This is a genomic window from Agromyces sp. NPDC057865, from assembly GCF_042796995.1.
Classification (GTDB): Bacteria; Actinomycetota; Actinomycetes; order Actinomycetales; family Microbacteriaceae; genus Agromyces.
This window is the reverse complement of the sequence record NZ_JBHVMJ010000002.1, coordinates 624,327-644,503: the sequence shown is the minus strand read 5'-3', so window position 1 is coordinate 644,503 and position 20,177 is coordinate 624,327. Positions and strand designations below refer to the sequence as shown.

Below are 20,177 nucleotides of genomic sequence, written 5' to 3'. Positions count from 1 at the left end.
GCTCCAGGCGATCGGTTCAACCTCTTTCGACATTTTCAGGAGAATTGTGGCTGTCAAGATCCGCCTCAAGCGCCTCGGCAAGATCCGGGCGCCGTACTACCGCATCGTCGTCGCCGACTCGCGCACCAAGCGCGATGGTCGTGTGATCGAGGAGATCGGCAAGTACCACCCCACCCAGAACCCCTCGTTCATCGAGGTCGACTCGGACCGCGCGCAGTACTGGCTCTCCGTCGGCGCCCAGCCGACCGAGCAGGTCGCCGCCATCCTCAAGCTCACGGGCGACTGGGGCAAGTTCAAGGGCGACAAGGACGCGAAGTCCACCGTCCAGGTCGCCGAGGCCAAGACCGCGTTCGTCGCCGACGAGTCGAAGAAGCCGGTCCTCAAGCCCAAGGCCGAGAAGCCCGCGAAGGCCGAGGAGGCCCCCGCCGAGGCCGCCGACGCCGACGAGACCACGACGGACGAGGCGTAGGCCTTGCTCCAGTCCGCGCTCGAACACCTCGTCAAGGGGATCGTCGATCACCCTGACGACGTGAAGGTCGTCACCGCGTCGAGCGCACGCGGCGAGGTCCTCGAGGTTCACGTGAACCCCGAGGACCTCGGTCGCGTGATCGGCCGTGCCGGCCGCACCGCGAAGGCGCTCCGCACCCTCGTGACCGCGCTCGCCGACGGTCGTCGCGTGCGGGTCGACGTCGTCGACACCGACGACTGACGTGGCGCGCGCACCCCGGACGCAGCTCAGGGTCGGCCGCCTGACCAAGGCGCACGGCCTCAAGGGCGCCATCAAGCTCGAGCTCTACACCGACGACCCCGAGCGCCGCTTCGTGCCGGGCGCCGAGTTCTCGCTGCAGGTGCCCGAGTCCTCGCCGTGGCACGGCAAGCACCTCACGCTCCGCGAGCTCCGCTGGTACAACGGCCACCCGGTCGGGTTCTTCGAGGGCGTCGACGACCGCACTGCGGCCGAGGGCCTCGTGAAGGCCATCCTCTGGGTCGAGCACGTCGACGACGAGACGCCCGAGGACGACGCCTGGTACGACCACCAGCTCGTGGGCCTCGCCGTCATGCGCGACGGCGTGAAGGTCGGCGAGGTCGTCCACGTCGACCACCTCCCCGCACAGGACCTGCTCATCGTGAAGGCCCAGGGCCGCGAGGTCATGGTGCCGTTCGTGTCGGCCATCGTGCCCGAGGTCGACATCGCCGCCGGCACGCTCACCGTGACGCCGCCCGCCGGGCTGTTCGAGGAGCTCCCCGAGGAGCCCGAGGCGCCCGCCGCCGAGGCCGGCAGCACCGAGGTGGACGCCGAAGCCCCCGCCGACGGCGACGCCGCGGCATCCGACCGCACCGACGACCCCGCCGAGTAGGGTCGGCCCCATGCGGATCGACATCGTCACGATCTTCCCGTCGTTCTTCGACGTGCTCGACCTGTCGCTGCTCGGCAAGGCGCGGCAGTCGGGGCTGATCGACGTCCGCACGCACGACCTCCGCGAGCACACGCACGACCGGCACCGCACCGTCGACGACACGCCCTACGGCGGCGGCGCGGGCATGGTCATGAAGCCCGAGCCCTGGGGCGAGGCGCTCGACGCGATCGTGGGCGACGGGGCATCCGACGCCCTGCTCGTCGTGCCGTCGCCCGCCGGCGAGCGGTTCACGCAGGCGCTCGCCCGCGAGCTCGCGACCGAGGAGCACCTGGTGTTCGCCTGCGGACGATACGAGGGCATCGACCAGCGCGTCGTCGACCACTACGCCGGGCGGATGCGCGTGCGCCTCATCAGCCTCGGCGACTACGTGCTGAACGGCGGCGAGGTCGCCGTCATGGCCATGATCGAGGCCGCCGGACGGCTCGTGCCCGGCGTCGTCGGCAACCCCGAGAGCCTCGTCGAGGAGTCGCACGAGGACGGCCTGCTCGAGTACCCGAGCTACACCAAGCCGGCCTCGTGGCGGGGACTCGACGTGCCGCCCGTCCTGCTCTCGGGCAACCACGGCGCGATCGCCGCGTGGCGGCACGAGCAGCAGGTCGAGCGCACCCGCCGTGTGCGGCCCGAGCTGCTCGACGACTGACGCTCTGCAGGCGCAACCGGATGCCGCGTCCCGCATCCCTGCGCGGCTGTGCGGCAGCGCGCACCCCCGCCACGCACCCGTCCGCCGCAGGCGTGAGGCAGTCTTCACGTCCCGGAAACACATGGGCCCCGTCTGCGAAACACGCCGTGCATAGCGTCGAAACCGGCGGCGAGACCGGATTCCGCCGGGAAGCGCGGGGCGGAACATGGTCGGGACGAGCGGTGCGGTCGTGCCGGCGGACATACCCGGCATCCACCCCCTCCGGCTCGTCGCGGTCACGCACGGCGCCCCCTCCGCGGAGAACCGCGAGGCCGTGATCCGGCTGGTCGACGCGGTCGCCTCCGAGCGGCCCGAGCTCGACGTCTCGATCAGCTTCGTGGATGCCGCGAACCGCGACGTCGCGGCATCCCTCGCCGCAGCGGCCGAACCCGACGCGGTCATCGTGCCGCTCGTGCTCTCGGCGGGCTTCCACGTGCGCACCGGACTCTCGCTCGGACTCGACCGCCTCGGCGGCGGCGCCCAGCTCGCCGACGAGCTCGGACCCGACGACCGCATCGTCGCCGTGCTCGCGCGGCGCCTCCGGGACCTGGGCCTCGACGAGGAGGACACCGTCGTGCTCGCCGCCGCCGGATCGAACGACCCCCGTGCGGTGCGCGAGTGCTTCGAGACCGCGCGACGGCTCGGCCAGCGCCTCGGACGGCCCGTGACCGTCGGGTTCATCGCGGCGGCGATCCCTCGACTCCCCGACGCGATCGAGATGATCCGCGAGGTGCACCCGGGCACGCGCGTCGTCATCGGCGCGTACCTGCTCGCACCTGGCACCTTCTACGACGCGGCCGCGGGCGCCGGGGGAGACCTCATCGCCGAGCCGCTGCTGCTGCCCGACCACCCGGCTCCGCACGAGCTCGTCGAGCTCGTGCTCGAGCGCTACGCGGCGGTCGACGCGAACGACTGGGAGCCCGCCTGACGCACTGCGCGTGAGCGCGCGGTCCGCATGGCTTGCGACCGCTCGAGGCCGGCGAGCGCCGGTCGACGGCGGCCGTCATGCCCCGGGCGGGTGGGCACGGGCACGCCTCACGCCGTGAGGCTCGGCGACCCGTCCGCCTCGGCCACGCGTGCGAGCACCTCCGCGATGCGGCCCTTGCAGCCGCCGCAGCCCGTGCCGGCGCGGGTGTCGCGGCCGACGCACTCCACGGTCGTGCTGCCGCACGCGGCAGACTCCTCGATGCGGCCCACGGTCACGCCGTTGCACCAGCACACGGTCGTGGTGGGCGCGAACGCGTCGGCGTCCTCGCTCGGGTCGTAGTCGGGACCGTCGAAGCGCAGGAGCAGCGAGCGGTCGGCCGGGAGCTCGCCGCGGCGCTCGAACAGCAGCGTGAGCTCGGCGGCCGTCCGCGGCATCCCGACGCTCACGAAGCCCGTCAGGGCGCCCTCTTCGGTGACCATCTTCACGTAGCGCAGGTGCTCGGGGTCGGCCCACTGCGAGACGCGCCGGCGCGGGTGGAGCGCGTCGTCGTCCCAAGGGTCGGCCGAGATGTCGCCGACGGCGACGACGTCGATGTGCTCGGCCTTGAGCATGACGATCGGGTCGCGCTCGGCGGGCACTGCGTCGCCGCCCGCGCCGCGCGCGCCGCCCGCGTCGTCGCCGCCCGCGCCGTCGCCGGCGCGCTGCCCCGCTTCGGTCGCGAACGCCTCGGCGAGCCACGCCGCCTGGCGCCATCCGGGGCCGATGAGCCCCGACGGCGCTCCAGGGAGCACGCGCTGCCCGGCGAGCTCGTCGGTGCGCTCGACGACCTGGGCGCAGTCGCCGATCGCGTAGACGTCGGGATCGCTCCATGACTGCAACTGCGGGTTCACGACGATGCCGACGGCCGTGCGCAGGCCCGCGAGCGTGGCGAGCTCGTTGCGGGGGCTGACGCCGCACGAGAGCACGAGCAGGTCGCCGCGCAACTGCTTGCCGTCGGCGGTCACGAGCATGTCGAACCGGCGACGGCCGTCGTCGTCGGTGCGGAACGCGACCGCCTCGGCGCGGCTGTGCGCAATCACGGTGATGCCGGTGCGTCGGAGGGCCGCCCGCAGCACCTGGCCGCCGCCCCGGTCGAGGTTGCGCGGCATGGGGTGCGGGCCGTGGTGCACGACGCACACCTGCGCGCCGGCGTGGGCGGCAGCGAGGGCGAGCTCGAGTCCGAGCACACCGGCGCCGAGCACGATGATGCGGCGACGCTCGCGCACGGCGTCGAGGACGCGCTCGGCGTCGGCGAGGTCGCGCAGCGCCGTGATGCCCGCGGGCAGGTCGTCGTCGCGGGCCACGAGCTGCCGCGCGTACTTCTCGAGCGAGGCGAGGTCTCGGCGGTCGCGTTCGACGCCGTCGAGCGTCGGCACGTTCGCCCGGGATCCGGTGGCGAGCACGAGGCGGTCGTACGCGAGGTCCTCGCCCGTGCTCAGGCGCACGGTGTGCGCGACCCGGTCGATCGAGGTCGCAGCGACGCCGAGCAGCACGCGCGCTCCGGCCTCCTCCGCGGCCTCCCGATCGCCGACGAGCATCGCGTCGAGGTCGGTGTTGCCCACGGCGAGCTCGGCGACGAGCACGCGGTTGTACGCCTCGACGTCCTCCCCGGCGACGACCGTGAGCTCGACCGCGCCGGCGCGCACCGAGGGCAGCAGCTCCTCCACGAACCGGGCGCCGACCGGCCCGTATCCGACGAGGACGATCCGGAGAGCGCTCATGCGGGGACCCCGGCTTCCGTGAGGCGTGCGTCGCCGACATCTCCCGCGAGGCGGATGACGCGCACGACGTTGGTCTTGAACTCGGGCATCGACGAGATGGGGTCGACCGCGTCCGACGTGAGCAGGTTCGCGGCCTGCTCGTCGCCGTAGTGGAACGGCAGGAACACCGCGTCGGGCCGGATGTCGGTCGTGAGCCGCGCCCGGACGCGCACGGCGCCGCGGTGGTTCACCACCTCGAGGTCGTCGCCGTCGGCGATGCCGAGCCGGTCGGCGGTGGCCGGATGCAGCGAGGCGAGCGCCTCGGGCTGGGCGTCGAGCAGCTCGGGCACCCGCCGGGTCTGCGCGCCGCTCTGGTAGTGCTCGAGCAGCCGCCCGGTGACGAGCGTCAGCTCGCCGTCGCCCGGCCGCCGGCGCGCCGACTCGCGCACCGCGACGGCCACCAGGCGGGCGAGCCCGTCGGGGTGCGCGAACCGGTCGGCGAAGAGGCGCGGCGTCCCGACGCTGCCGCGCGGGTACGGCCAGTAGGCCGCCTCGCCCCGGTCGAGCATCGCGTAGTCGATGCCGGAGTAGTCGGCGATGCCGCCCTCCGAGGCGAGCCGCAGCTCCTCGAAGGCCCACTCGGGGTCGGTGTCGAAGGCGGCGGTGCACTCGAGGCGCCGCGCGAGCTCCGCGAGGATCCACAGCTCGTCGCGCACGCCGGCCGGGGGCGTGATCGCACGCCGGCGACGGATGACGCGTCCCTCGAGGTTCGTCATCGTGCCCTCCTCCTCCGCCCACTGCGTGATCGGCAGCACGACGTCGGCCACCGCCGCCGTCTCGGAGAGGAAGAAGTCGCACACGACGAGCAGGTCGAGGCGCTCGAGGCCCGCGCGCACGGCCTCGACGTTCGGTGACGAGACCACGAGGTTGGAGCCGTGCACCATGAGCGCGCGCACTCCGCCCGGCCGACCGAACGACTGCAGCAGCTCGACGGCCGGCACGCCCGGTCCGGGGATCACGTCGGGATCGACGCCCCACACACGCGCGACGTGCGCGCGAGCGTCGGGGTCGACGATCTTGCGGTACCCGGGGAGCTGGTCGCACTTCTGCCCGTGCTCGCGGCCGCCCTGGCCGTTGCCCTGGCCCGTCAGCGTGCCGTACCCGCTGCCGGCGCGGCCCGGCAGCCCGAGCAGGAGCGCGAGGTTGATCGCGGCGGTCGCGGTGTCGGTGCCGTCGACGTGCTGCTCGACGCCGCGGCCCGTGAGGATGAAGGCACCCTCGCCCGAGGCCAGCCGTCGCGCGAGTCGCCGCAGGGTGAGCGCGGCCACGCCCGTGACCGACTGGACGCGCTCGGGCCACCACGACGCGACGCTGCGGCGCAGCCGGTCGAACCCGACCGTGCGCGTGGCGACGTACGCCTCGTCGACGAGGCGCTCGGCGATCACGACGTGGATGAGGCCGAGCAGCAGCGCCAGGTCGGTGCCGGGCGCGGGCTGCACGTGGAGGCCCTTCCCGTCGTCCGTGAGCCGCGCGGTCGCGGTGCGGCGCGGGTCCACGACGACGAGGCCGCCCGCCGCCTGCGCGCCCGAGAGGTGCCCGATGAAGGGCGGCATCGTCTCGGCGACGTTCGTGCCGAGGAGGAGGATCGTGGACGCGCCGTCGAGGTCCTCGAGCGGGAACGGCAGCCCGCGGTCGATGCCGAATGCGCGATTGCCGGCCGCCGCGGCCGACGACATGCAGAATCGGCCGTTGTAGTCGATGCGGCTCGTGCCGAGCGCGAGGCGGGCGAACTTGCCGAGCAGGTACGCCTTCTCGTTCGTGAGCCCGCCGCCGCCGAACACGCCCACCGCGTCCGCCCCGTGCGCCGAGCGGATGCCGCGGAGACGCGTCGCGACGAGGTCGAGTGCCTCGTCCCAGCTCGCCTCGTGCAACGCGCCGTCGGCGCCCCGCAGGAGCGGGGCGCCGAGGCGCGAGGGTGCGCGGAGCAGTTCGGCCGAGGTCCAGCCCTTCTTGCACAGCCCGCCGCGGTTCGTCGGGAAGTCGCGGCCGGCGATCGTCACCGGCGCGGTGGCCGGCGGCGTGGCCGCTGCGGTCCCTTCGACGGGCTCAGGGACCGCCGGGACGGGCGTGAGGGTCATCGCGCACTGCAGGGCGCAGTACGGGCAGTGCGAGTCGGCGGGACGGGTCACGCGGCCTCGATTCAGATCTTGTGCGCGCCCATGCGGCCCGACCGCACGTAGACGACGTAGGTGAGCACGAGGAGCACGGCGTAGCCGACCACGAACCCGAGGAAGGCGCCGGCGTAACCGCCCGTCGCCTGGAACGACAGGTTGAGCGCCTGCGGGATGAGGAAGCCGCCGTACGCGCCGATCGCGGAGATGAGCCCGAGGGCGGCGGCGGCCTTGCGCTGGGTGGACACGTCGCCCGTGCCGCCGCCGCGGACGGCGAAGACCACGGGCACCATGCGGTACGTCGAGCCGTTGCCGATGCCCGCTGCGGCGAACAGCAGCAGGAAGCATCCGAGGAACAGCCAGAAGTTGCCGAGCGGCAGCGTGAGCAGCACGCCGACGGTGACGGTGCCCATCGCCGCGAAGGCGAGCATCGTGATGCGGGCACCGCCGAAGCGGTCGGAGAGCCGGCCGCCGTAGGGGCGGGCGAGCGAGCCCACGAGCGCACCGAGGAACGCGAGCGAGACCGACGCGCCGCCGACGGCGATCGTCGAGAAGTCGGGGAACTGGTCGGCGATGAGCTTCGGGAAGACGCTCGCGAAGCCGATGAACGACCCGAACGTGCCGATGTACAGCAGCGAGAGCAGCCAGAGGTGCGGCTCCTTGAGCGCCGCGGCGGAGCCCGCGAGGTCGGCCTTCGCGTTCGACAGGTTGTCCATGAAGCGGAAGGCGCCGAACATCGCGACGAGGATGAACGGGATCCAGATCCAGCCGGCGACCGGCAGGTTGAGCGTGGCGCCCGCGCCGATCGTGATCACGATGGGCACGACGAACTGCGCGACGGATGCCCCGAGGTTCCCGCCTGCGGCGTTGAGGCCGAGCGCCCAGCCCTTCTCCTTCTGCGGGTAGAAGTAGGTGATGTTCGACATCGAGCTGGCGAAGTTGCCGCCGCCGAAGCCGGCGAGGGCCGCCGCCGCGAGGAGCACGCCGAACGGGGTCTCCGGGTTCGACACGCAGACGGCCAGCGCGACGGTCGGCAGCAGCAGGAGCCCCGCCGAGATGATCGTCCAGTTGCGGCCGCCGAACTTCGGGACCAGGAACGAGTAGGGGATGCGGAGCGTGGCGCCCACGAGGCTCGGGATCGAGATGAGCCAGAAGACCTCGCCGGTGCCGAGGTCGAAGCCGGCCGCGGGGAGCGTCACCGCGACGATGCTCCAGAGCTGCCAGACGACGAAGCCGAGGAACTCGGCGAAGATCGACCAGTTGAGGTTGCGGCGCGCGATCGCGCGGCCCTGGGACGGCCACTGGGCGGTGTCCTCGGGGTTCCAGTTGTCGATCCAGCGGCCCGGCCGGGTGGCGAGGGCGGGCGCGGTGGACTCGGGGGCCTGCGGCGGTGCGCCGTGCGGGGGAGCGGCGCTCAGGGTCTCGGTCATCGGTGCCTCCGGGGGGTGTCGGTCACGTGGTGGAGCTCGTGCAGCCGACGCTATGGGCGGCGTGTTTCCTCGGATCGGTCCGGTGGTAAACCCTGCGTCTCCACCTGCTCACCCTCGGCGGGCGTCCGTGTGAGGTCGTGGTCAGACATCGATCCGGTACCCGCGCTTGACGACGGTGGCGATGAGTCCCGGGACGCCGAGCGTCTGGCGCAGGCGGCTCAGGGCCACCTCCAGGGCGTGCTCGTCGCTCGTGCCCGGCAGGCCCGAGGCGAGCCGTTCGCGGCCCACGACGGAGCCGCGCGCCTGCACGAGCGTGCGGAGGATCATGAGCGCGACGGGGGCGAGCGGGACCCGCCGTTCGTCGACGTCGACGACCGAGCCGCGCAGGGCGAGCGGGCCGTGCCGGGTGTCGAGGCGGATGACCCGCGAGGACTCCAGGTGCTCGCAGACGAGCCGGATCAGCGCCCCCATGCGGAACCGCTCGGGCTGGATCGGCACGATCCCGGCCGCGACGAGCGGCTGCGCGGTGACGGGTCCGACGGCCGCGGCCACGACGGGGCCGCACATCGCGTCGACGAGGTCGTCGTAGCGCCCGCGCGCCTCCGCGGCGCCGAACAGCGCGTGCACGGCCGGCGCGCTCGTGAAGGTGATGCAGTCCAGGCCACCCGTGCAGGCGGCCTCGATGAGCCGGTCGACGCGGTCGTCGCCGTCGTCGGGCTGCACCCACCGGTACGGCTCGACGGTGAGCACGCGGTCGTGCGCGTCGCGCAGCCGGTCGAGCTGCGACGGGTTGAGGAACCCGTGCAGCTGCACCGCGACCGTGAGCCCGGCCGGATGGTTCGCGAGCACCTCGTCGATGAGGGACTCCGTGGTCTCCTCCGCGCTCATGCCCACGTCGTTGAGGCCGGCGGCGCGCACGCCGCCCCGGGCCTTCGGCCCGCGCACGAGGATGGCCGTGTCGGCGAGCGCGTCGACGAGGTCTTCGCCGAGGCCCGCGGCATCCGCGACCTCGAACCAGCGACGCACGCCGTAGGCGGTCGTCGCGAGCAGCACGTCGGGCCGCGCGGCGATGATCGCGCGCGTGTCGGCGATGACGGGGTCGTCGGAGACCGCGTTCGTCATGCGGAGCGTCGGCGCGTGCACGACCTGGGCGCCGCGCCGGGCGAGCGCGTCGATGAGGTCGGCCGAGCGCCGGTCGCTCGTGACCCCGATGCGGAACCCCGCGAGCTGGTCGGGCCGGAAGCCAGGCGGGCACTCGATGACGTCGGTCACGTGGCCACCGCCGCGTAGCCCGCTGCGCGCTCCATGAGCTCGGATGCCGCGGCGTCGCCGTCGTGGGCCAGCCGCACGACCTCGCCGACCACGACGACCGCGGGCGACGAGACGCGTGCGCACCCGGCGGCCCAGACGATGTCGGACAGGTCGCCGACCGTCGTGCGCTGGTCGGCGGAGAAGCCGCGCTCGATGATCGCGACGGGCATTCCGGCGGACATGCCGGCGCGCGCGAGGCCCGCGGTGAGCGACGGCAGCGAGTTGACGCCCATGAGCACGACGATCGTGCCGCCGAGGCCCGCGAGGTGCTCGAGCTCCGCCTCGGTGAGCGGGGCGTGGCCCGACACGACCGTGAAGAGGTGGCTCACGCCGCGATGCGTCAGCGGGATGCCGGCGGCGCCCGGCACGGCGACCGCGCTGGTCACGCCGGGGATCACCTCGACCGGCACTCCGGCGCGGTGGCACGCGAGCACCTCCTCGCCGCCGCGGCCGAGCACGTACGGGTCGCCGCCCTTGAGTCGCACGGCGTGCCGCCCCGCGAGGGCGTGCGCGACGAGGAGCGCCTCGATCTCGTGCTGGGGGATGGCGTGATGTCCGGGTCGCTTGCCGACGTCGACGAGCTCGGCGTTCGGTGCCAGCTCGGGCAGGCCCTCGTGCGGCGCGAGCCGGTCGTAGAGGACGACATCGGCGGCCGCCAGCGCGCGCACCGCGGCGAGCGTGAGGAGGTCCTCGCGGCCGGGACCGCCGCCGACGAGGGTCACCCGGCCGGTCATGCGTCGGCTCCCCGTACGGGGATCGTGGTGCCGGCGACGAGCACGGCCTCACCGCGCTCCCGCTCCTCGGCGGTCGCCGGGCGGAACTGCCCGCGCTCGGGGACCCGGGCGACCGACGGATCGGGCGTGCCCGGCGCGTTCACGAACGAGCGGAACCGCCGGAGTCGCTCCGGATCCGCGAGGGTCGCCGCCCACTCGTCCTCGTAGGTGTCGACGTGCTTGGCCATCGCCACCTCGAGCTCGTCGGCCAGGCCGAGCGAGTCGTCGACGACGACCTCGCGCACGTGGTCGACGCCGCCCTCGAGGTCCTCCATCCAGCGCGCGGTGCGCTGCAGCCGGTCGGCGGTGCGGATGTAGTACATCATGTAGCGATCGATGTAGCGGATGAGCGTCTCGTCGTCGAGGTCGCTCGCGAGCAGCTGCGCGTGCGCCGGCTGGAAGCCGCCGTTGCCGCCGACGTAGAGGTTCCAGCCCTGGTCGGTGGCGATGACGCCGACGTCCTTGCCTCGGGCCTCCGCGCACTCTCGCGCACAGCCCGAGACGCCGAACTTCAGCTTGTGCGGCGAGCGGAGCCCGCGGTACCGGAGCTCGAGCCGGATCGCCATGGCGACCGAGTCCTGTACGCCGTAGCGGCACCACGTCGAGCCGACGCAGCTCTTCACGTTGCGCAGCGACTTGCCGTACGCCTGGCCCGACTCGAAGCCCGCGTCGACGAGGATCCTCCAGATGTCGGGCAGCTGGTCGAGCCGGGCGCCGAACAGGTCGATGCGCTGGCCGCCCGTGATCTTCGTGTAGAGCCCGAACTCCATCGCGACCTGCGCGATGACCGCGAGCTTCTCGGGCGTGACCTCGCCGGCAGGGATCCGGGGGACGACCGAGTACGTGCCGTCCTTCTGCATGTTCGCCATCGCGCGGTCGTTGGTGTCCTGCAGGCCGCCGCGTCCGCCGTCGAGGATGTACGAGCCGTGCTGCGACGCGAGGATCGAGCCGACGACCGGCTTGCAGACGTCGCAGCCGCGTCCGGTGCCGAGCCGCCCGATGATCTCGTCGAACGAGGTGAGCTCCAGCACGCGCACGCTCTCGAAGAGCTCCTGCCGCGACAGTTCGAAGTGCTCGCAGAGCGCGCGCGAGATGGCCTGGCCCGACTTCGTCAGCTCGGACTCGAGCAGCTTCTTCACGAGCGGCACGCACGAGCCGCACTGGGTGCCCGCCCGAGTGCACGTCTTCAGCGCGCCGAGCTCGGTACAGCCCTCCTCGTGGCCGACGCCGTTCACCGCGTCGCGGATCGTGCCGGCGCTGACGTTGTTGCACGCGCAGACGAGTGCGGACGCCGGCAGCTCGTCGCCCGCGGGCGCCTCCATGCCCGAGGCGGACAGGTAGGCGGCGGGTTCCGCCGACAGCTCCGTGCCGAGCAGGGGGCGCAGCGAGGCGTACGGCGACGCGTCGCCCACGAAGATGCCGCCGAGGAGCGTCTTCGCGTCGTCGGTCATGACGAGCTTCTGGTAGAGCCCGCGTGCCGGGTCGGCGTAGACGATCTCGAGCGCCTGCTCGGTGCGGGCGAGCGCGTCGCCGAAGCTCGCGACGTCGACGCCCGAGAGCTTGAGCTTCGTGGCGTCGTCGACGCTCGTGAACTCCGCGGCGCCGCCGAGCAGGCGGTCGGCCACGACCTCGGCCATCGCGTTCGCGGGGGCGACGAGGCCGGTGCAGCGGCCCTCGAAGCTCGCGACCTCGCCGATGGCCCAGATGCCGGCGGCGGATGCCGCGCAGGAGGTGTCGATGGCGACGCCGCCGCGCGGTCCGAGCTCGAGGCCGAGGTCGCGGGCGAGCTCGTCGCGGGGGCTGATCCCGATCGCGAAGACGATGAGGTCGCACGCGACGGTGCGTCCGGTCGTGAGCTCGACGCCCACGACCGCGTCGTCCTCGACGAGGACCGCGGAGGGACGCGCGCCGAGGTGGAGGCCGATGCCCTGGCCGGCGATGATGCGCCCGAGCGCGCGACCGGCGCCCTCGTCGAGCTGCGCCGACATGAGCCAGCCCCCCGAGTGCACCACGGCGGCGTGCGCGCCGAGCTTCGCGAGCCCGCCCGCCGCCTCGAGGCCGAGGAGTCCGCCGCCGGCGACGACGACCTGCGCGGGGCGCCCGTGGCGCTCGGCGAGCTCGCGCGTCTCGGCGACCAGCGCGTCGACGTCGTCGATCGTGCGGTAGACACGCGCGTGGTCGCGCCCGGGGAGGTCGGGCACCGGCGCGCTCGAGCCCGTGGCGAGCACGAGCTCGTCCCACGGCAGCACCATTCCGCCCGAGGTGGTCGCGGTGCGCGCCGCCGCGTCGACGGCGACGACGCGCTCGCCGGTGACGAGCCGGGTGTGGCCCTCGTCCCACATCGCGGTGGGTTCGAGGGTGAGGTCGGTCGCGGCATCCGCCAGCCTGGTGCTCAGTGCCACCCGGTCGTAGGGGCGGTGCAGCTCCTCTCCGACGACGGTGACGCGCAGCGTGCGCTCCTCGTCGCGGGCGTGCAGGCTGTCGGCGAGCCGGTGGGCGGCGGGTCCGCCGCCGACGATCACGACGTCGCGGACCCCGGTGGGGGTGGGAGTGGTCTCGGTCATGGGGCCTCCATGGCTCGGAATGCAGGCGACGTTACGACCGGGCCGTTTCCGCCCTGTTACGGCGACGTAACCGCGCACGCACACGAACGCACGAGCGAGTGTCCGGTTTGTGAGGGGACTTTCACGTCGGGGAAACACGCGGATGCCGCGTGGGAAACACCTCGTACGTAGCGTCGGACGCACGACGAGGGGAGACCGCCATGGCGCCGACGATCGAGATGACGACCACCTGGGAGCGCACCTGCGAACTCGAGGACCTCGAGCCAGGCTGGGGCGAGGTCGCGCTGCTCGGCGCCCGCCAGGTCGCGCTCGTGCGCGTCGGCGGCGACGAGGTCTACGCCGTCGACCACCACGACCCGCACACGGGTGCGCCCGTGATGGCGCGCGGGATCGTGGGCTCGCGCGGCGACCGGCCGACGATCGCGTCGCCGCTGCACAAGCAGGTCTACGACCTCGGCACGGGCGCGTGCTTCACCGACGCGTCGCTGGCGCTCCGCACGTATCGCACGCGCGTGGTGGGCGGCATGATCGAGGTCGAGCTGGACGACTGACGCGGGCCGCGCCGCTCGGCTCAGCCGCGCTGCGTGAGCACGATCGGGTCGCCGTCGGTGACCGCGATCGTGTGCTCGGAGTGCGCGCCGCGCGAGCCGTCGGCACTGCGCAGGGTCCACCCGTCGGGGTCGGTGAAGATGCGGTCGGTGGTCTCGAGGAACCACGGCTCGATCGCCACGACGAGGCCCGGCTTCAGCGGCAGTCCGCGTCCGGGGCGGCCGTTGTTCGGCACGTGCGGGTCGCCGTGCATCGTGCGGCCGACGCCATGGCCGCCGAAGTCCGTGTTGATCGAGTAGCCCTGGGCCTTCGCGACGTCCGCGATCGCCCGGGAGATGTCCCCGATGCGGTTGCCCGGACGGGCGGCGGCGATGCCCGCGTCGAGCGCGCGACGCGTCGTGTCGATGAGGCGCAGGTCCTCGTCGCGGGGCGTGCCGACCACGATCGAGAGGGCCGAGTCGGCCACCCAGCCGTTCACCGAGGCCGCGAAGTCGAGGCTCAGCAGGTCGCCGTCTCGCAGCTTGTAGTCGTGGGGGAGTCCGTGCAGCACGGCGTCGTTGACCGACGTGCAGAGGACTTTTCCGAAGGGACTCGCGCCGAACGAGGGGTGGTAGTCGATGTAGCAGCTCTCGGCGCCTCCCGTGCGGATCATCTCGTGCGCGAGGGCGTCGAGCTCCAGCAGGTTCACGCCGACGGCGGCAGCCTGCGCCGTCGCCTCCAGCACGCTCGCCACGAAGCGGCCAGCCGGACGCATCTCCTCGATCTCGGCCGGGGTCCTCAGTTCGATCACGCTCATCCCTTTCCGCCCTCCATTCTGGTGGGTCCGCCCTGAGTGAACACCCGGTCGACGCGCAGGCAGCGGCGATACGCTGAGCGCATGCTCATCAGGCGGGCGTTCCTCAGGTGGCTGGTCGCAGCCGTCGTCGTGCTGCCGGTGTGGCTCGGCGTGGGCTGGTTGATCTACGGCGGCGGCGGCTGGGGCACCCTGGGCCTCATCATCACCGTGCCCGTCGCCTTCATCTCGCTGGGCATCATCGCGCTGATCGTGTGGGCGCGTCCGACCGTGCGCGCCGAGCGCGCAGTGTCGTGGACCGACGTCGGCGTCGTCGGCGCCTGGCACCTCTCCATCATCGGCGTGGCCTTCTACGGCGAGACGGCGACGATCTTCAGCGTGCTCGCGATCCTCCTGGCCATCGCCGCGTTCTGGAGCAGCATCTGGCAGCTCGTCTCCGACGGCGCTCGGCGCGTGCAGGCCAGCATGGCCGAGTTCGAGCGGCTCGCCGCGCAGCAGTCCGGTCCAAACGGTCCCGATGCCGCGGGCGGGACGTCGACGCGACGTCCGCCGCATGATGACGGCGACGACGTCATCATCATCCACGAGGCCCGCGACTGATCGCAGGCGGCCGGCAGCGGCATCCGTCGGCCCGCTTTGGCGTGCAGCGCTGCGACATGGCACAATAGAGGATTGTGCCGCCGCAGGACTCTGCCTCCGGGGAGCACGCACAGCGCGAGTGATCGCGCGGGCGGCACCAGACACTTCCAATCCATGATCCGCGTTCGACCGGTGGCGGGCGCAGAGAGCGAACCATCATGCACATCCTCGACCACGTCGACGCCGCGAGCCTGAGGTCGGACATCCCCGACTTCCGCCCCGGCGACACCGTCAAGGTGCACGTCAACATCATCGAAGGCACGCGCGCCCGTATCCAGGTCTTCCAGGGCGTCGTCATCGGCCGCCAGGGCGAGGGCGTGCGCGAGACCTTCACGGTCCGCAAGGTCAGCTTCCAGGTCGGCGTCGAGCGCAAGTTCCCGGTGCACTCGCCGATCATCGACCACATCGAGATCGTCACCCGCGGTGACGTCCGCCGCGCGAAGCTCTACTACCTGCGCAAGCTCCGCGGCAAGAAGGCCAAGATCAAGGAGAAGCGCGACAGCTGATCCGTCGCACCCGCCCGCGCGTCGCGGGCGACCGCGTCATTCCACCGAGCTCCCCACCCCTAGACTGGGTGGGGAGCTCGGGCGGTTAAATGACAGAAGAAATCAGCACCACGCGGACAGACCGCGCGGGCTCGGCATCGGCACGCAGGAAGAAGAGCACGCTGCTCTTCCTGCGAGACCTGCTCGTCATCTTCCTGGTGGCGGTGCTCGTCTCGTTCCTCATCAAGACGTTCCTCATCCGGTCGTTCTTCATCCCGTCGCAGTCGATGGAGCAGACGCTCGTCATGGACGACCGGATCATCGTGAACCAGCTCGTTCCCGAGGTCACGCCGATCGAGCACGGCGACGTGGTCGTGTTCAAGGATCCGGGTGGCTGGCTGCCGGCCCGCGTCGAGACCGAGCAGCCCCCGCTCATCGCCGCGGTCGACTGGTTCCTCGCGTTCGTGGGCCTGTCGGCGCCCGACTCGAACGACCACCTCGTGAAGCGGGTCATCGGCCTGCCAGGCGACCACGTGGCGTGCTGCAACGCGCTCGGGCAGATGAGCGTCAACGGCGTGCCCCTCGACGAGCCCTACGTGGCGCTGCCTCCGGGGGAGACGAAGGTCTCGCGCGACGACTTCGACGTCACGGTGCCCGACGACTCGCTGTGGGTCATGGGCGACAACCGCTACAACTCCAAGGACTCCCGCTACAACACCGAGACGCCGCTCAAGGGGTTCGTGCCGATCGACAACGTCGTCGGGCGCGCGTTCGTGGTGAGCTGGCCGATCGACCACTGGGCCTGGCTCGGCAACTACCCCGAGGTGTTCGCCGGCGTCGACGAGGGATCCGGCTGACATGAGCCCGTCGGCGATCCCGAACCTCAAGGTCGAGCGCGAGCTCTTCGACACGGGCGCCGGCCTGTTGCTCGCGTGCGACGAGGTCGGGCGCGGCGCGATCGCCGGACCGGTCACGGTCGGCCTCGTGCTCATCGATCCGACCGTGCGCCGCATGCCCGCGGGGCTCCGCGACTCGAAGCTGCTCGTCGAGCCGAAGCGCGAGGCGATGGCGCCGCGCGCGAAGGCGTGGGTGCGCGGCTGGGCCGTGGGCGAGGCATCCGCCGCCGAGATCGACGAGCTCGGCATCATGGCGTGCCTCGGGCTCGCCGGCGCCCGGGCGTTCGCGGCGCTCGCCGCGGCCGAGGAGATCGCGTTCGGCACCCCGCTGGTGCTCGATGGCAACTACGACTGGCTGAGCACGTCCGTCGAGCACCGCGTGCAGGTGTCGACCCGCATCAAGGCCGACCGCGACTGCGCGTCGGTGGCCGCGGCATCCGTCATCGCCAAGGTGCACCGCGACCGCGGCATGCGTCGAGCACACGACGACCTGCCGCTCTACGCCTGGAACGAGAACAAGGGGTACTCGAGCCGGGGCCACTTCGCAGCCCTCGAAGAGCACGGCCCGAGCGACCTGCACCGCCATACCTGGCTGCACGAGCGCCCCGCAGAGGCGGATCCGGCGCTGTTCGAGCTCGGCGTAGGATGATCCACGATGGATGAGGACGAGTTCGAAGACTACGACCGCGAGGTCGAGCTGGCCCTGTACCGGGAGTACCGCGACATCGTGTCGCAGTTCCAGTACGTGGTCGAGACGGAGCGGCGGTTCTACCTCGCGAACGAGGTCGAGCTCGTGCGCCGCGACACCGAGCACGACTTCTACTTCGAGCTCAACATGAAGGACGTCTGGGTCTGGGACGTGTACCGCGCCGACCGGTTCGTCAAGTCGGTGCGCGTGCTCACGTTCAAGGACGTGAACGTCGAGGAGCTCGCGACGCGCGAGTTCGAACTGCCCAAGGAGCTCGCGCTCGACGAGTGATCGTCGGGCGCTCCCGTGCCTCGTCGGGGTCGCCTGCCGCTGACCTCCCGTGTCTTTCCTCGTGTCCCCCGAAAGGTGGACTCGCGGCGGAAGATAACGAAACGGTAACATCACCGCATCGCGACGTTCCGGGTGGACCGGGGCACATGCTCTCACTGGGTGCGTCGCGGGTTCGAATCCCGCCGTCGCGTCTGAGTCCGCTCCTCGTCGTCCCCACGGTGCCTCGGGACCTTCGCCCCTACGGCGAGTCCCGGGAACGTGCACCGTGGTTGACATGAGCAACGCGGAGCGCACGGTCGTACGAGGGAGCCGGGTCGTCCGGACGCGTGCCGGCGACCTGCGCGGCAGCATCACCGAGACCGGGTACGCGTTCCGCGGCATCCCCTACGCAGCGCCACCCGTCGGCACGAACCGGCTGCGGCCGCCGCAGCCCGTCGTCGCATGGACCGGCGTCCGTGATGCGACCCGACTCGGACCCGAACCGCCGCAGGTGGCGCCGCCGGCGAGCGGCGGGCCCGAGTCCGGACCCGCCGAGGACTGGGACGAGGTCGGCGAGGCGTTCGCGAGGGTCGATCGGGCAGCGGGCACCGACGACTGCCTGAACCTCAATCTCTGGACTCCGGATCCCGGCGCAGCCGACCTTCCCGTGATGGTCTGGATCCAGGGCGGCATGTTCGAGCTCAGCTCGACGGCGGCCTACGACGGCAGCCGATTCGCCCGCGACGGGGTCGTGTGCGTGGTGATCAACTGGCGACCCGGCGCGGAGGGGTTCCTCTACCTCGACGACGGCATCGCCGACGTCGGCCTGCTGGACCAGGTCGCGGCGCTCGAGTGGGTGCGCGAGAACATCTCGGCGTTCGGCGGGGATCCCGGCAACGTGACGGTGTTCGGCGAGTCGGCCGGCGCCATGAGCATCGGGACGCTGCTCGCCATGCCCCGAGCCGAGGGACTGTTCCGTCGCGCGATCCTCCAGAGCGGCGCGGCCCACCACGTCATCACGGCCGACGACGCCCTGCGGATCGGACGCGACCTCGCCCGGCGCCTCGGCGTTCCGCCGACGCGTTCCGACATCGCGGCGGCCGGCGTCGACCGACTGCTCGCGGCGCAGGCCGCCCTGAAGGCGGACCTCCTCGCGCACCCCGACCCCGACCGGTGGGGGTCGGCCATCGTGGCCGGCTCGATGCCGTGGCAGCCGGTGGTCGATGGGGACGTCGTGCCCGCTGCGCCGATCGAACGGATCGCCGGCGGCTCGGCGACCGGGGTCGACGTCGTCGTCGGGACGAACACCGAGGACTGGCGCCTGTGGCTCGTGGTCAGCGGGATGCTGGCGCAGGTCAACGACGAGATGCTCACCGGCGAGGTCGCCCTCCACGGCCCCCGATCGATCGCCGCGTACGGACTCCCGGTCGACGCGGCACTCGCCGCCTACCGAGACCGGTACCCCGATGCCGCCCCGGGGGAGGTGCTCGCGGCAGTGCAGACCGACTGGTGGATGCGCATCCCCGCGCTGCGCCTGGCGGAGGCGCACGCAGCGGCCGGCGGGAGGACCTGGATGTACGAGTTCGCGTGGCCGGCGCCGGGGCTGGGCGCGGTGCACGCCATCGACATCCCGTTCGTGTTCGACACCCTGGCGCCCGACGCGCCACTGTTCGGACCGATGCTCGGTGCCGACCCGCCGCAGGTGCTCGCCGATGCGATGCATGCGGCATGGATCGCGTTCGCGGCGACGGGCGACCCGGGCTGGCCCGCCTACGACCTCGATCGACGGGCGACCATGCGATTCGATACGAGCAGCCGGGTCGTCGAGGACCCGAGGGCCTGGGAGCGGAGCCTCTGGGACGGCCGGCGCTGATCCCGACTCGATTCGCGCATCCGAGGAGGGATGGCACATGGTTCGAACGGAACCGGAGACGAGCCCCGATGCCCGTCACACCGGGGGACCACCCGGGTACGCCGTCCGGCGCATCCCGCCGGAGCGCCGGCCGGTGCTCGACCGCCTCGCGGGCGCGAGCCGCCGGTTCCAGGTGCACGCGCTGACCGAGTTCGACGTGACCGAGGCGCGAGCTCGACTCTTCGACTCCGAGCTGCGGGTGACGTGGACCGGGTTCGTGGTGGCGTCCCTGGCCCGTGCCGTCGCGATGCACCCCGAGGTCAATGCCCGCAAGGCGGGGAGTCGCATCCTCGCGTTCGACCGCGTCGACATCGGCGCCACGGTCGAACGGGAGCAGGCGGGTGCGGCGGTCCTCGACGTCGCCGTCGTCCGCGACGCCGACCGCCGGTCATGCGCCACGATCTCCGAGCTGCTGTCGACGGCCAAGCACGGGCCGGGCGAGCCGCCTCGGCAGCGAGGCCTCGCGCGCGGACTGGTTCGGCTTCCCGCACCGCTCCGCCGCACGGCGCTGCGGATGGCCGCCACCAGCCCGCGGGTCTCGGCGACGTTCGGACCGGCGGTCGGCGTCACCTCGCTCGGCATGCTCTCCGACGCGTGGGCGTGGGCCGTTCCGGTGGCGCCGCTCACGGTGATCGCCACGGTGGGTCGGGTGACGCAGCGACCGGAGGTCCGCGACGATCGCATCGTCGCGCGGTGGATGCTGCCGCTCACGTTGTCGTTCGACCACGCCGTGATCGACGGCGCCCCCGCCGCCCGCTTCACCGAGACGCTGCGGGTCCTGATCGAGTCGGGCGCCGCGCTTCGGGACGACGCCGCTCCGCAGGGAGACGTCGTGCTCCACGACGAGACCGCGGCCGGGCCCTGAACGGCGCACTTCGCCGATCGATGCCCGTCGACTCGTCCTCGACACCCACGCCACCGAGTCTCGTCGA

General features: G+C 72.5%; 20 protein-coding genes and 1 tRNA gene. 14 read left to right on the top strand and 7 right to left on the bottom strand.

Features of this window, described 5'->3' with window-relative positions:
- Positions 1–46 precede the first annotated feature (46 nt).
- From rpsP to ACFVN5_RS10660, 5 genes are all read left to right on the top strand, one after another.
- Positions 47–469, top strand: coding sequence for a 30S ribosomal protein S16 (gene rpsP / locus ACFVN5_RS10680; RefSeq protein WP_376955062.1), 423 nt, complete (start codon positions 47–49; stop codon positions 467–469).
- A gap of 3 nt (positions 470–472) precedes the next feature.
- Complete coding sequence (locus ACFVN5_RS10675) at positions 473–709, top strand: RNA-binding protein (RefSeq protein ID WP_148734738.1); 237 nt, start codon at positions 473–475, stop codon at positions 707–709.
- Position 710: 1 nt separating this feature from the next.
- The gene (gene rimM / locus ACFVN5_RS10670) at positions 711–1,358 is read left to right on the top strand and encodes a ribosome maturation factor RimM (RefSeq protein WP_376955061.1); all 648 of its coding nucleotides are present in this window, start codon (positions 711–713) and stop codon (positions 1,356–1,358) included.
- A gap of 10 nt (positions 1,359–1,368) precedes the next feature.
- Complete coding sequence (trmD, locus tag ACFVN5_RS10665) at positions 1,369–2,058, top strand: tRNA (guanosine(37)-N1)-methyltransferase TrmD (RefSeq protein ID WP_376955060.1); 690 nt, start codon at positions 1,369–1,371, stop codon at positions 2,056–2,058.
- 205 nt (positions 2,059–2,263) lie between these two features.
- Positions 2,264–3,025, top strand: coding sequence for a sirohydrochlorin chelatase (locus ACFVN5_RS10660; RefSeq protein ID WP_376955059.1), 762 nt, complete (start codon positions 2,264–2,266; stop codon positions 3,023–3,025).
- A 107-nt stretch (positions 3,026–3,132) separates the two neighbouring features.
- Here ACFVN5_RS10660 and ACFVN5_RS10655 read toward each other — a convergent pair whose 3' ends face one another.
- The 6 genes from ACFVN5_RS10655 to nirB form a co-directional block, all read right to left on the bottom strand.
- Positions 3,133–4,785 carry an FAD-dependent oxidoreductase gene (locus tag ACFVN5_RS10655; protein ID WP_376955057.1) on the bottom strand — a complete coding sequence of 551 codons (1,653 nt, stop codon included), beginning with the start codon at positions 4,783–4,785 and terminating at the stop codon, positions 3,133–3,135.
- Positions 4,782–6,953 (bottom strand): molybdopterin oxidoreductase family protein, encoded by a 2,172-nt coding sequence (locus ACFVN5_RS10650; RefSeq protein ID WP_376955056.1) that lies wholly within the window; start codon positions 6,951–6,953, stop codon positions 4,782–4,784. Before ACFVN5_RS10650 ends, ACFVN5_RS10655 begins: the two co-directional genes overlap by 4 nt.
- Before the next feature lie 11 nt (positions 6,954–6,964).
- Positions 6,965–8,365 (bottom strand): MFS transporter, encoded by a 1,401-nt coding sequence (locus ACFVN5_RS10645; RefSeq protein ID WP_376955055.1) that lies wholly within the window; start codon positions 8,363–8,365, stop codon positions 6,965–6,967.
- A 141-nt stretch (positions 8,366–8,506) separates the two neighbouring features.
- Positions 8,507–9,637 (bottom strand): uroporphyrinogen-III synthase, encoded by a 1,131-nt coding sequence (locus ACFVN5_RS10640; protein ID WP_376955054.1) that lies wholly within the window; start codon positions 9,635–9,637, stop codon positions 8,507–8,509.
- Positions 9,634–10,410 (bottom strand): uroporphyrinogen-III C-methyltransferase, encoded by a 777-nt coding sequence (gene cobA / locus ACFVN5_RS10635; protein WP_376955053.1) that lies wholly within the window; start codon positions 10,408–10,410, stop codon positions 9,634–9,636. The genes ACFVN5_RS10640 and cobA overlap by 4 nt, the downstream gene beginning before the upstream one ends.
- Complete coding sequence (gene nirB / locus ACFVN5_RS10630; RefSeq protein ID WP_376955052.1) at positions 10,407–13,013, bottom strand: nitrite reductase large subunit NirB; 2,607 nt, start codon at positions 13,011–13,013, stop codon at positions 10,407–10,409. The genes cobA and nirB overlap by 4 nt, the downstream gene beginning before the upstream one ends.
- Before the next feature lie 200 nt (positions 13,014–13,213).
- Between nirB and nirD the strand changes: the two genes are divergently transcribed.
- On the top strand, positions 13,214–13,564 hold the full coding sequence (gene nirD, locus ACFVN5_RS10625; protein ID WP_376955051.1) for a nitrite reductase small subunit NirD: 351 nt from the start codon (positions 13,214–13,216) through the stop codon (positions 13,562–13,564).
- 20 nt (positions 13,565–13,584) lie between these two features.
- Here the strand turns inward: nirD and map are convergent, their stop codons facing one another.
- Positions 13,585–14,352, bottom strand: coding sequence for a type I methionyl aminopeptidase (map, locus tag ACFVN5_RS10620; RefSeq protein ID WP_376955050.1), 768 nt, complete (start codon positions 14,350–14,352; stop codon positions 13,585–13,587).
- 87 nt (positions 14,353–14,439) lie between these two features.
- On the opposite strand from map, the gene ACFVN5_RS10615 reads away from it, so the two are divergent.
- The 8 genes from ACFVN5_RS10615 to ACFVN5_RS10580 all read left to right on the top strand — a co-directional run bounded on the left by ACFVN5_RS10615 (position 14,440) and on the right by ACFVN5_RS10580 (position 20,110).
- Complete coding sequence (locus ACFVN5_RS10615) at positions 14,440–14,955, top strand: hypothetical protein (protein ID WP_376955049.1); 516 nt, start codon at positions 14,440–14,442, stop codon at positions 14,953–14,955.
- Between the two features lie 197 nt (positions 14,956–15,152).
- On the top strand, positions 15,153–15,500 hold the full coding sequence (rplS, locus tag ACFVN5_RS10610; RefSeq protein WP_376955048.1) for a 50S ribosomal protein L19: 348 nt from the start codon (positions 15,153–15,155) through the stop codon (positions 15,498–15,500).
- 89 nt (positions 15,501–15,589) lie between these two features.
- Entirely contained in the window at positions 15,590–16,336 is a 747-nt protein-coding gene (lepB, locus tag ACFVN5_RS10605) for a signal peptidase I (RefSeq protein WP_376955047.1), read from the top strand.
- 1 nt (position 16,337) lies between these two features.
- The gene (locus ACFVN5_RS10600; RefSeq protein ID WP_376955046.1) at positions 16,338–17,024 is read left to right on the top strand and encodes a ribonuclease HII; all 687 of its coding nucleotides are present in this window, start codon (positions 16,338–16,340) and stop codon (positions 17,022–17,024) included.
- 6 nt (positions 17,025–17,030) lie between these two features.
- A complete protein-coding gene (locus ACFVN5_RS10595; RefSeq protein ID WP_130352672.1) occupies positions 17,031–17,354 on the top strand; it encodes a DUF2469 family protein in 324 nt (107 codons plus the stop codon).
- Positions 17,355–17,473: 119 nt separating this feature from the next.
- Positions 17,474–17,545: transfer RNA gene (locus tag ACFVN5_RS10590), tRNA-OTHER, on the top strand.
- An 83-nt stretch (positions 17,546–17,628) separates the two neighbouring features.
- The gene (locus tag ACFVN5_RS10585; protein WP_376955045.1) at positions 17,629–19,206 is read left to right on the top strand and encodes a carboxylesterase/lipase family protein; all 1,578 of its coding nucleotides are present in this window, start codon (positions 17,629–17,631) and stop codon (positions 19,204–19,206) included.
- A gap of 37 nt (positions 19,207–19,243) precedes the next feature.
- The gene (locus ACFVN5_RS10580) at positions 19,244–20,110 is read left to right on the top strand and encodes a 2-oxo acid dehydrogenase subunit E2 (RefSeq protein WP_376955044.1); all 867 of its coding nucleotides are present in this window, start codon (positions 19,244–19,246) and stop codon (positions 20,108–20,110) included.
- Positions 20,111–20,177: the final 67 nt, after the last annotated feature.

Bases quoted from the DNA above. Each gene is read 5' to 3' on its own strand.
- nirB (WP_376955052.1), bottom strand. From the start codon at position 13,013: ATGACCGAGACCACTCCCACCCCCACCGGGGTCCGCGACGTCGTGATC.
- ACFVN5_RS10660 (WP_376955059.1), top strand. From the start codon at position 2,264: ATGGTCGGGACGAGCGGTGCGGTCGTGCCGGCGGACATACCCGGCATC.
- lepB (WP_376955047.1), top strand. From the start codon at position 15,590: ATGACAGAAGAAATCAGCACCACGCGGACAGACCGCGCGGGCTCGGCA.
- ACFVN5_RS10595 (WP_130352672.1), top strand. From the start codon at position 17,031: ATGGATGAGGACGAGTTCGAAGACTACGACCGCGAGGTCGAGCTGGCC.
- cobA (WP_376955053.1), bottom strand. From the start codon at position 10,410: ATGACCGGCCGGGTGACCCTCGTCGGCGGCGGTCCCGGCCGCGAGGAC.
- ACFVN5_RS10645 (WP_376955055.1), bottom strand. From the start codon at position 8,365: ATGACCGAGACCCTGAGCGCCGCTCCCCCGCACGGCGCACCGCCGCAG.
- trmD (WP_376955060.1), top strand. From the start codon at position 1,369: ATGCGGATCGACATCGTCACGATCTTCCCGTCGTTCTTCGACGTGCTC.
- nirD (WP_376955051.1), top strand. From the start codon at position 13,214: ATGGCGCCGACGATCGAGATGACGACCACCTGGGAGCGCACCTGCGAA.
- rplS (WP_376955048.1), top strand. From the start codon at position 15,153: ATGCACATCCTCGACCACGTCGACGCCGCGAGCCTGAGGTCGGACATC.
- ACFVN5_RS10580 (WP_376955044.1), top strand. From the start codon at position 19,244: ATGGTTCGAACGGAACCGGAGACGAGCCCCGATGCCCGTCACACCGGG.
- ACFVN5_RS10600 (WP_376955046.1), top strand. From the start codon at position 16,338: ATGAGCCCGTCGGCGATCCCGAACCTCAAGGTCGAGCGCGAGCTCTTC.
- ACFVN5_RS10655 (WP_376955057.1), bottom strand. From the start codon at position 4,785: ATGAGCGCTCTCCGGATCGTCCTCGTCGGATACGGGCCGGTCGGCGCC.
- ACFVN5_RS10585 (WP_376955045.1), top strand. From the start codon at position 17,629: ATGAGCAACGCGGAGCGCACGGTCGTACGAGGGAGCCGGGTCGTCCGG.
- ACFVN5_RS10615 (WP_376955049.1), top strand. From the start codon at position 14,440: ATGCTCATCAGGCGGGCGTTCCTCAGGTGGCTGGTCGCAGCCGTCGTC.